11 protein-coding genes are annotated in these 10,240 nt (G+C 73.2%); 6 read left to right on the forward strand and 5 right to left on the reverse strand.

Going from position 1 to position 10,240, the window contains the following annotated elements; genetic code table 11:
- The coding region (locus tag AC068A_RS19940; RefSeq protein WP_478586597.1) for a DUF6286 domain-containing protein at positions 1–634 on the forward strand (634 nt) is incomplete at its 5' end.
- Positions 631–1,197: an alkaline shock response membrane anchor protein AmaP gene (gene amaP, locus AC068A_RS19945; protein WP_478586599.1), complete on the forward strand. Its 567-nt coding sequence runs from the start codon at positions 631–633 to the stop codon at positions 1,195–1,197. The genes AC068A_RS19940 and amaP, both read left to right, overlap by 4 nt.
- Before the next feature lie 69 nt (positions 1,198–1,266).
- Here the strand turns inward: amaP and AC068A_RS19950 are convergent, their stop codons facing one another.
- From AC068A_RS19950 to AC068A_RS19965, 4 genes are all read right to left on the reverse strand, one after another.
- Positions 1,267–2,022: an SDR family oxidoreductase gene (locus AC068A_RS19950; RefSeq protein ID WP_478586601.1), complete on the reverse strand. Its 756-nt coding sequence runs from the start codon at positions 2,020–2,022 to the stop codon at positions 1,267–1,269.
- 61 nt (positions 2,023–2,083) lie between these two features.
- On the reverse strand, positions 2,084–2,878 hold the full coding sequence (locus AC068A_RS19955; RefSeq protein WP_478586602.1) for an SURF1 family cytochrome oxidase biogenesis protein: 795 nt from the start codon (positions 2,876–2,878) through the stop codon (positions 2,084–2,086).
- 139 nt (positions 2,879–3,017) lie between these two features.
- Positions 3,018–3,251 carry a hypothetical protein gene (locus AC068A_RS19960; protein ID WP_478586604.1) on the reverse strand — a complete coding sequence of 78 codons (234 nt, stop codon included), beginning with the start codon at positions 3,249–3,251 and terminating at the stop codon, positions 3,018–3,020.
- Positions 3,252–3,314: 63 nt separating this feature from the next.
- Complete coding sequence (locus tag AC068A_RS19965; protein WP_478586606.1) at positions 3,315–4,292, reverse strand: DEDDh family exonuclease; 978 nt, start codon at positions 4,290–4,292, stop codon at positions 3,315–3,317.
- Between the two features lie 227 nt (positions 4,293–4,519).
- Here AC068A_RS19965 and AC068A_RS19970 point away from each other — a divergent pair, with 227 nt between their 5' ends.
- Both AC068A_RS19970 and AC068A_RS19975 read left to right on the forward strand, forming a co-directional pair.
- Positions 4,520–5,407: a sterol desaturase family protein gene (locus tag AC068A_RS19970; RefSeq protein ID WP_478586607.1), complete on the forward strand. Its 888-nt coding sequence runs from the start codon at positions 4,520–4,522 to the stop codon at positions 5,405–5,407.
- Positions 5,404–6,189: a lysoplasmalogenase gene (locus AC068A_RS19975; RefSeq protein WP_478586608.1), complete on the forward strand. Its 786-nt coding sequence runs from the start codon at positions 5,404–5,406 to the stop codon at positions 6,187–6,189. The genes AC068A_RS19970 and AC068A_RS19975 overlap by 4 nt, the downstream gene beginning before the upstream one ends.
- An 84-nt stretch (positions 6,190–6,273) precedes the next feature.
- Here the strand turns inward: AC068A_RS19975 and AC068A_RS19980 are convergent, their stop codons facing one another.
- Positions 6,274–7,818 carry a S8 family serine peptidase gene (locus AC068A_RS19980; RefSeq protein WP_478586610.1) on the reverse strand — a complete coding sequence of 515 codons (1,545 nt, stop codon included), beginning with the start codon at positions 7,816–7,818 and terminating at the stop codon, positions 6,274–6,276.
- Positions 7,819–8,073: 255 nt separating this feature from the next.
- On the opposite strand from AC068A_RS19980, the gene AC068A_RS19985 reads away from it, so the two are divergent.
- Both AC068A_RS19985 and AC068A_RS19990 read left to right on the forward strand, forming a co-directional pair.
- Positions 8,074–8,439: a DUF485 domain-containing protein gene (locus AC068A_RS19985; protein ID WP_478586612.1), complete on the forward strand. Its 366-nt coding sequence runs from the start codon at positions 8,074–8,076 to the stop codon at positions 8,437–8,439.
- Entirely contained in the window at positions 8,436–10,085 is a 1,650-nt protein-coding gene (locus AC068A_RS19990) for a solute symporter family protein (protein ID WP_478586614.1), read from the forward strand. Before AC068A_RS19985 ends, AC068A_RS19990 begins: the two co-directional genes overlap by 4 nt.
- Positions 10,086–10,240 lie beyond the last annotated feature (155 nt).

Below are 10,240 nucleotides of genomic sequence, written 5' to 3' on the forward strand. Positions count from 1 at the left end.
CGTCCCACCCGTGGCGCGGGGGGGGGGGGGCAGGTGCCCCCCCCCCCCCCCCGCCCCCCCCCCCCCCCCCCCCCCCGCCGCCGGCCGGTTCTGGTCGGCCCGGCGGATCCCGGCCGCGCTGACCGCGCTCGTGCTGCTCGGGGCGGCGGGCCTGTTCCTCTACGACCTCGCCGCCGTACGGGCCCACCGGCCCGGCATGCAGTGGCGCCGCGACCTCGCCGCCAGGCTGGCCCAGCACACCCCCGCCGATCCGGAGGTGCTCGCCGCCGCCGGGGTCCTGGCCGTGGCCGGGGCGGTCCTGCTGGTGCTGGCCCTCACCCCCGGACTGCGCGGCCTCCTGCCGATGCTGCCCCCCGGCGAGGGGGACGGTTCCGGGATCCGGGCCGGGCTCGGGCGGAAGGACGCCGCGCTGGTGCTGCGGGACCGGGCCATGGAGGTGCCCGGGGTGCGGTCCGCGCGCGTACGGGTGGGCCGCACCCGTGTCGCCGTGCGGGCCGCCTCGCACTTCCGCGAACTGGACGACGTACGGGCCGACCTGGAGGCCGTACTCGCCGTCGGCATCGGCGAACTGGGCCTCGCCCACCCGCCGCAGCCGCGGGTACGGGTCACCCGGGCCGCCGACGGGAAGAGGTGAGCCGCGTGCTCCGGACGGCCAACCGGATCCTGCTCGGGCTGGTGGGGCTCGTCCTGCTCGCCGCCGGGGCGGGGGTGCTGGCAGCGGTGCCGCCGCTCGGCGGCCGCCACGCGCCGCTGCTCGCGGAGCAGACCCGGCGGGAGCACTGGCAGGCCCAGGGCTGGTGGTGGTGGGCCGTCGCCGCCGGTCTGGCGCTGTGCGTGCTGCTCGCCCTGTGGTGGCTGCTGGCCCAGCTGCGCCGCCCGCGGCTGCCTGCCGTGGTGGTGGACACCGGTGACGGGGCGTTCGCCGTGCTCCGCGGCCGTGCCCTGGAGGAGGCGGTGGCCGCGGAGGCCGGCGCACTGCACGGGGTCGCGCGGTGCCGGGTCGTGCTGCGCGGGCGCCGGGGCGCGCCGCGCCTGCGGGTGGCCCTGGAACTGGAGCCGTTCGCCGTCCCGGCGGATGCGCTGGCCGCGCTGGCCGGGCCGGTGCTCGGCCACGCCCGCACCTCGGCGGGGCTGGCCGGGCTCCCGGCCGAGGCCCGCCTCCGCGTGCCCAGGCACCGCGCCAGCCGCGTCACCTGACGGACACCCCGCGAACCGGCCGCCTGGAGGCCCGGCAGACACCCGGCAGACGCCCGGCAGGGCGGCCCGTCAGAAGCCGTGCCGCAAGCCGCCGTCGACCGGCAGCATCACCCCCGTCAGGTACGAGGCCGCCGGCGACAGCAGGAACGCCGCCGTCCGGCCGAACTCCTCGGGGGTGCCGTAGCGGCCCAGCGGGATGTGCGCCTCGTTGGCCGTGCGGGTCGCCTGCGCATCGCCGGACAGCGCGTCCAGCTCCCGCACCCGGTCCGTGTCGATACGGGCCGGCAGCAGCCCGACCACCCGGATGCCCCGCGGCCCGAGCTCCACCGACAGCGACTTGGCGAACCCGGCCAGCCCGGGCCGCAGGCCGTTGGAGACGGCCAGGCCGGGGATCGGCTCGTGGACCGAGCCCGACAGGACGAAGCCGACGACCCCGCCCTCGCCCAGTTCGGCCGCCGCCGCCCGGGCCAGGCGCACCGCGCCCAGGAACACCGCCTCGAACGCCTCCGTCCACTGCGCGTCGGTCGTGTCGGCCGCCGAGCCCGGCGCCGGACCGCCGACGCTGACGAGGATGCCGTCGAAGCGGCCGAAGTGCTCCTTCGCCGCGGCGATCAGCCGGCCGGCGGCCTCCGGGTCGGCGTTGTCGGCCGCGACGCCCACCGCGTTCGGGCCCAGCGCCGCCGCGGCCGCGGCGGCCCGGTCCTCGTCACGGCCCGACACCACGACGCGGGCGCCGTCCGCCGTGAGCTCGCGCGCGGAGGCGAAGCCCAGGCCGCGGGTGGCGCCGGTGACGATGTAGACACGGTCCTTCAGTCCAAGATCCATGCCCGACAACCTACGCCGCGCCGGCCCCGCACCGTAATGGGCAGCTGAGCAGCGGCCGGCGCTACGCCGCCGGCGCCGGCTCCCGACCGGGGGCGTCGGCCGCGGCCGCCGCGGCCTCCCGGTCGCGCTTCTCCCGCCGGACCAGGACCAGCCAGCCCACCGGCACGGACGCCGCGAACAGCCACCACTGCACCGCGTACGCCATGTGCGCGCCGATCGAGTCGTGGTCGGGCTCGGCGACCGGCTCGGGCGTGCCGTCCGCCGGGGTCGGGGAAGTGAGCTCCAGGTAGCCGCCGAGGACGGGCCGGCCGAGGGAGGCCGCCTGCTGCTCGCTGTTGATCAGCATGACCTGCCGGTCCGGCAGCCCCTTGCGGTCCTTGATGCCGCTGCCGCCGCTGGTCTCGTCGGCCTTCAGCCGGCCCGTGACCGTCACCTCGCCGGAGGGCGCGGCCGGCACCGGCGGGTAGGCGCGGGGGTCGTCGCCGCCCGCCACCCAGCCGCGGTTGACCAGCACCACCCGGCCGTCGGCCAGCACGAGCGGGGTCACGACGTGGAAGCCGACCCTGTCGTCCTGGGAGGTGCGCATCCGGACGACGACCTCGTGCGCGGTGTCGTACGTGCCGGTGGCGGTGACCGCCCGCCAGTAGTCGGACCGCGGGACCCGGTGGCCGGGGGAGGCCAGCTCGGTGACGGGGACCGGCTGCGCGGTCAGGTTGGATGCGATCAGCTCGTTCTGCGCGACCCGGTGCTCGTGGCGGTGGTACTGCCAGAACCCCAGCCTGATCATCACGGGGATGAGGACGAGGGCGAAGAGGGTGAGGGTCACCCACTGCCGGGTCAGCACAAAGCGGTACACGCCCACGACGGTACCCCCAGCCGCGAAGACCCCGGCGGCCGGGTGGCCGTCCGGGGTCGGGAGCGGAGCCGGAGGGACGGGGACGGGGAGTGGGAGAGGAGGGGACGGGGAGCGGGATGGGGCGTGGGAGGGGCGTGCGTCACACGTGGTCGACGATGCCCACCTTCCCCTCCGCGCGGGCGCAGTGCGCCCCGCAGAAGAAGTGGCCATCGACCTCGACGCCCTGCCCGATGATCTGCACCCGGCAGTGCTCGCAGATCGGCGCCATGCGGTGGATGGCGCAGGAGAAGCAGTCGAAGACGTGCACCGCGCCCTGCGCGTGCACCTCGAAGGACATGCCGTAGTCGTTTCCGCAGACCTCACAACGTGCCATGCGCCACAGGGTGGGACCGGACGGCGGGCCGGGGAAGCGGGCGCCGGGCGAGTCGCCCTACGCTCACCCGTCTGCCGCAGCCACGTCCCGCAGCAGCTGGGTGAACGCCGCCTCGTCGACCACCGGCGTGCCGTAGGACTTCGCCTTGACCGTCTTCGAGGTCGCCGAGTCGGGGTCGTTCGTCACCAGCAGGCTCGTGAGCCGCGACACACTCGTCGCGACGTGCAGGCCCGCCTCGACCGCCCGGTCCTCCAGCAGTTCGCGGTCGACCGAGGTGTCGCCCGAGAAGGCGACCCGCATGCCCTGCTTCAGCGGCTTGCCGTCCTCGTAGCGCCCCGGGTTGGGGTGCGGGCACGGCGGTCGCTTGCGCGAGGGCCGCCAGGTGCTGCCGCGGTACGAGGCCTGGTGGCCGATCCGCGCGGTGACGGGGGAGTCCGACCACTCCGTCAGCGGCCGGCACTCCAGCAGCGGCAGCCGCACCCCGCCCTGCGCGGCGGCGTGCAGTGACGGACGGAACGCCTCCGCCAGGACGCGGGCGTCGTCCAGGGCGTGGTGGGCGCGCTGCTGGACCACGCCGAAGTGCGCGGCGAGCGACTCGAGCTTGTGGTTGGGCAGCGGGAGGGCCAGTTCCTTCGACAGGGCGATGGTGCACAGCCGCTGACGGACCGGCGCGGTGTCGGCGGCCCGCGCGTACTCCCGGGCGATCATCTGCCAGTCGAACATGGCGTTGTGGGCGACCAGCACCCGGCCGGCGAGGTGCTCGGCGAACTCCCCGGCGATGTCCTTGAAGAGGGGCGCGTCCTGGAGTATCTCGCTGGTCAGGCCGTGGATCCATACCGGGCCCGGATCCCGCTGCGGGTTGACCAGCGAGTACCAGTGGTCCTCCACGTTGCCCTGCGCGTCGAGCCGGTAGACGGCCGCGGAGACTATCCGGTCGTCGCGTGCGAGCCCGGTGGTCTCCACGTCGACGACCGCGTACCCCGTCGGGTACGCGGTCGGCCACGTCGTCTCTGCGGTCGTACGGTCGTCGAGCATGGTCACAGAGGATACGGGCCCGCACTGACAGCCCGTTCCCCGCCGGGGTCGGAATCCGGCCGCGGCCGGCCCGGTCCGGCCACAGCCGCCCCGCGGCCCGTGCTCGCCATCCGTAGGGCGGCCGTTTTCGAGCCCTGCCACGCATCCGCCCCCTTGTACCCGGGGTAACCCCATCGGATACTGATCGGTAACAACCCCTAGCGGCACCCCGGAACCCGCCCTAAGGTGCGCCCATGCCAAATCTGCCCGATGTCGTGCTGTGGTCCATACCCGCCTTCGTCCTGCTCACCGTGATCGAGGTGGTGAGCTACCGGATCCATCCCGACGAGGACGCCGCCGGGTACGAGACCAAGGACGCCGTCACCAGCCTCACCATGGGCATCGGCAGCATCTTCTTCGACTTCCTGTGGAAGATCCCGGTCGTCGCGATCTACACCGCGGTCTACGAACTGACCCCGCTGCGGGTGCCGTTCCTGTGGTGGACCTTCCTGCTGATGCTGTTCGCCCAGGACTTCTTCTACTACTGGCAGCACCGCGGGCACCACGTCATCCGGATCCTGTGGGCCTGCCACGTCGTCCACCACAGCAGCCGGAAGTTCAACCTCACCACCGCCCTGCGCCAGCCGTGGACCAGCGCCACCTCCTGGCCGTTCTACCTGCCGATGATCGCCCTCGGCGTGCACCCGGCGGCCGTCGCCTTCTGCTACTCGGTCAACCTCCTCTACCAGTTCTGGATCCACACCGAGCGCATCGACAAGCTGCCCCGCCCGATCGAGTACGTCTTCAACACCCCCTCCCACCACCGCGTCCACCACGCCTCCCAGGGCGGCTACCTGGACCGCAACTTCGGCGGGATCCTGATCGTCTGGGACCGGATGTTCGGCTCCTGGGTCCCGGAGGAGGAGAAGCCCGTCTTCGGGCTGACGAAGAACATCAACACCCACAACCCGCTGCGCGTCGCCACCCACGAGTACGCCGCCATCGCCCGCGACCTGCGCGCCGCGCGCAGCTGGCGCGAGCGCGCCGGACGGGTCTTCCGCGGCCCCGGCTGGCAGCCCGCCCCCGCCCCCGTCGCCGGTGCCGGTGCCCCGGCCGCGACCGCCCCGGAGCGGGCCGCGTGAGCGCCCCCGCGGCCTCCGCGGCAGCGGGACCGGGTGCCCACGGCGCAGGCGGCGCCGCGGCCTCCGGCGCGCGGGAGACCGCCGGCCGGGTCCTGCTCGCCGCATTCGCCGTCGCCACCGCCGCCGACCTCGTGTCGCTGCTCGCCGCCTGGCACCCCGGGCACGTCCTCTTCAAGCCGCTGCTGATGCCGCTGCTCGCCGCGTACGCCGTCACCCGCCGGGCCCCGCGCCTGCTGCTCGCGGCCCTGCTGTTCGGCTGGGGCGGGGACCTGGCCCTGCTCTTCGACGCCGAGCCCGCCTTCCTCGCCGGCATGGGCTCCTTCGCCGCCGGGCATGTCTGCTACCTCGTCCTCTTCGGCCGGGGCAGGACGCACCCCGCCCTGGCGGCCGCCTACGCCGCCGCCCTGCTCGGCACCGTCGGGCTGCTGTGGGGCGACCTGCCGGCCGACCTGCGGATCCCGGTCGCCTGCTACAGCCTGCTGCTCACCGCCATGGCCTGCCGGGCGGGCGTGTTCGGCCTGCGCGCGGGCATCGGCGGGGCGCTGTTCCTGCTGTCCGACTCGCTCATCGCGAGCGGGGTCGCCGCCTGGCCCCAGCTGCCCCGCCCCGACTTCTGGATCATGGCCACGTACGCGGCCGCCCAGTACCTGCTGACCACCGGAGCACTCGCCCGCGACCGGACCGGCGACCGCCAGGACAGCCGCATCGGCCGACGGTGGCCGGCCCGGACGAGGCCCCGGACGGCTGCCGCGCAGCAGACGGCCGCACCGCGCTCAACGTGATCGTCATGTCCTGACGCCCTCGAACGACGGAAGGGGCCGGCCGGGGATCGCTCCCCGGCCGGCCCCCGTGTGACCGGTGGGCGGTTACTCGACCGCCTTCAGCGCGTCGATCACGCCGTGGCCGTAGTAGCCCGTCTGGCCCCACTTGCTCGCGCAGGTGGTGGCGTCGACCAGCGCGCCCGTGCTGTCGTACACCTTCGTCGGGCAGTCCGTCTTGGTGGCCTGGGACTTCATCAGGCGCTGGATCTGCGACGGCGAGGCGTCCGGGTGGGCGCTCTTGAGCAGCGCGGCGACACCCGCCGCGTGCGGGGCGGCCATCGAGGTGCCCTGCTTGTAGCCCCAGCCGCCGCCCGGGACGGTCGACAGCACGCGGCCGTTGGCGTCCGGGGTGGCAGGGACCTGCCACTTGTCGCCGCCGGGGGCGGCCACGTCGACGACGCCGAGGCCGTAGCTGGAGTAGTACGACTTGAAGCCCTTGTCGCCGGTCGCGCTCACCGTGACCACGCCGGGCAGCTGCGTCGGCAGGTCCAGGCAGACCTTCGGGTCGATGGTGCGCGGGCCCGGGGTGGTGTCGTTCGGGCTGGAGTCGTCGAGGATCGAGTCCGCGGCCAGGTCGTGGTTCGAGTTGCCGGCCGAGGCGACGCTGAGGACGCCCTTGCGCTCGGCGTACTTGGTGGCCCGGGTGAGGGCCTCCACCAGCGCGCCCTGGTCGCTGTCCGACTTGCAGTTGTAGAGCCACGGGTCGACGTAGTAGCTGTTGTTGGTCACCTCGATCCCCTTCTCGGCGGCGAACATGAAGCCGCACAGGACCGCTTCGGTGTAGAAGAGGCTGGTGCCGGGCTCGCTCACCTTGATGCCGGCGACCTTGACGCCCGGGGCGACACCGCTGATGCCCACGCCGTTGCGGGCCGCGGCTATGGTGCCGGCCACGTGCGTGCCGTGGTCGCTGCCGTCCGGGTAGGGACGCCAGGCACCCTCGGAGGTGTCCGCGATGCCGCCGACGCAGTTGGCCGACTGCGCCTTGGAGAAGTTCGGGGCGAGATCCGGGTGGGTGTCGTCGACACCCGTGTCGATGACGCCCACCGTGACGTCGGGGCTGCCATCGTTGATCTTGTGAGCCTGGTCGGCCTTGATCGTCCGCAGGTCCCACTGGTTGGGCTCCAGCGGCTCCTGTCTCGCCTGCGCCGCCGCGGCGGCCTTGGCGGCGTCCGCCGCGCCCAGCTTCTGCGTGGCGCCCTCGTCGGTGGTCTGCACCGCCTGGAGGGGGGCCGTGCGGGTGGCGCCGACCGACACGAACAGGCTGCGCTGGGCGCGCAGCGTCTTGGCGAACTCCGGGTTCTGGGAGTGCGCGACGACCACGCCTATCTGCTCATAGGCCGTCACCACCGTGCCACCCGCCCGCTCGATGGCCTTCTTGGCCTGCTTCACCGTCCCGTATGCGGTCAGGTTCGCCACGTACGACAGCTTCGGGCCGGTGGTGTCGGTCTTCGCCGCCGCCGTGGCGGCGTCCGCCGTGGTGCCCAGCGGCGCGGCGGAGGCCGCGACCGAGGGCAGGAAGGCGAGCGAGGCGGTGAGCGCCAGGCCGACCGGAACGGCGAGGCGCCGGCGGCCGGATCCCAGATGAGCCATGGGTTCTCCACATCATCCGTGAAAAAGTCGTCCGCGCGCGGTCGCGCAGGACGACGGGTTCATGACAGGTGAACCTAATGCCGGTGCTCGTCTCAGCGCCATCCGTTCGAGCAATCAGTTTCCAAAGAATCCGGGGACGTTGAACCGTCCCGGCCCCTCGTCCGTGCCGTTGTCAGGGGGGCCGGTTCGCCGCCCCCTCGCACGGAGGTTGATTTGTCCGTCCCCACCGCACCAGCGTCACAAGGAGAGCCCCCCGTGACCACCGAAGCAGCGCCGCCGCCGGGCAGCGCGGGAACGTCCACGGCAAGCCCCACCGCCGAGCAGTTCGCCACCGTCCAGCAGAGCGAGGAGTTCGCCGGACTGCGCCGCTCCCACCGCTCGTTCGCCTTCCCGCTCACCGTCGCCTTCATCGCCTGGTACCTGCTCTACGTCCTGCTGTCCAACTACGCCGGCGGCTTCATGGGGACCAAGCTGTTCGGCAACATCAACGTCGCCCTCGTCCTCGGCCTCGGCCAGTTCGCGACGACGTTCCTCATCGCCTGGCTGTACGCGCGGCACGCGGCCGAGAAGCTCGACCCGAAGGCGGAGGCCATCAAGGCGCGGATGGAGAGCGGCGCATGAGCGGCACGCTGCACCTCTCGGCGGCCGCGGCGCCGCACACCACGGCCGCGGCCGGCGCCGGCGAGCACCGGCCGCTGATCATCACCCTCTTCGGCCTCTTCGTCGTCGCCACGCTGATCATCACGGTCTGGGCCGGCCGCCAGACCCGGGACGCCGCCGACTTCTACGCGGGCGGACGCCAGTTCACCGGCTTCCAGAACGGCCTCGCCATCTCCGGCGACTACATGTCCGCCGCGTCCTTCCTCGGCATCGCCGGCGCCATCGCCCTCTTCGGCTACGACGGGTTCCTGTACTCCATCGGGTTCCTCGTGGCCTGGCTGGTGGCGCTGCTGCTGGTCGCCGAGCCGCTGCGCAACTCGGGCCGCTACACCATGGGCGACGTCCTCGCCTTCCGGATGCGCCAGCGGCCCGTGCGCACCGCGGCGGGCACCTCCACCATCGTGGTCTCGATCTTCTACCTGCTCGCCCAGATGGCGGGCGCGGGCGTGCTCGTCTCGCTGCTGCTGGGCATCACCAGCGACGGCGGCAAGATCGCCGTGGTCGCACTGGTCGGCGTCCTGATGATCCTCTACGTGACCATCGGCGGCATGAAGGGCACCACCTGGGTCCAGATGATCAAGGCGGTGCTGCTCATCGCGGGCGCCCTGCTGATCACCTTCCTGGTGCTGCTCAAGTTCGACTTCAACATCTCCGACCTGCTCGGCACCGCCGCGGAGAACAGCGGCCAGGGCGCCAAGTTCCTGGAACCCGGGCTGAAGTACGGCAAGGACTCCACCTCGAAGCTGGACTTCATCTCCCTCGGCATCGCCCTCGTCCTGGGCACCGCGGGCCTGCCGCACATCCTGATCCGCTTCTACACCGTTCCCACGGCCAAGGCCGCCCGCAAGTCCGTGAACTGGGCCATCGGCATCATCGGCGCCTTCTACCTGATGACCATCGCCCTCGGCTTCGGCGCCGCCGCCCTGCTCAAGCGGACCGACATCATCGCCTCCAACAAGGCCGGCAACACCGCGGCCCCGCTGGTCGCCCAGGAACTCGGCGGCGGCGCGGGCTCCACCGGCGGCGCGATCCTGCTCGCCGTGATCTCCGCGGTCGCCTTCGCCACCATCCTCGCCGTCGTCGCCGGGCTCACCCTCGCCTCGTCCTCGTCCTTCGCCCACGACCTGTACGTGAACGTGATCCGCAAGGGCGACGCCACCGAGGAGGAAGAGGTCCGGGCGGCCCGCTGGTCCACCGTCGTCATCGGCGCCGTCGCCATCTTCCTCGGCGCTCTGGCCCGCGACCTCAACGTCGCCGGCCTCGTCGCCCTCGCCTTCGCGGTCGCCGCCTCGGCCAACCTGCCGACGATCCTCTACAGCCTCTTCTGGAAGCGCTTCACCACCCGGGGCGCGCTGTGGTCGATCTACGGAGGCCTGGTCTCCTCCGTCGTCCTGGTGCTGTTCTCCCCGGTCGTCTCCGGCAAGCCCACGTCGATGTTCAAGGACGCCGACTTCTACTGGTTCCCGCTGGAGAACCCCGGCATCGTCTCCATCCCGCTCGGCTTCCTGCTGGGCTGGCTGGGCACCGTCCTGTCCAAGGAGAAGGCGGACCCCGAGAAGTTCGCGGAGCTCGAGGTCCGCTCCCTCACCGGAACCGGCGCCCACTGACACCCCCGCCCGGGGGGAACGCGCCGCATACGCAGCGGGGGGGGGGGGGGGGGGCGGGGGGGGGGAGGAGAAGGGCGGGGGTTTGGAAGGGGGGCCCCCCCCCGCCACCCTTTCCTTTTGGTGCTGGTCTCGCGTCTCGCCTCTCCCCCCCGGGA

The organism is Streptomyces sp. NPDC043854, assembly GCF_056436005.1.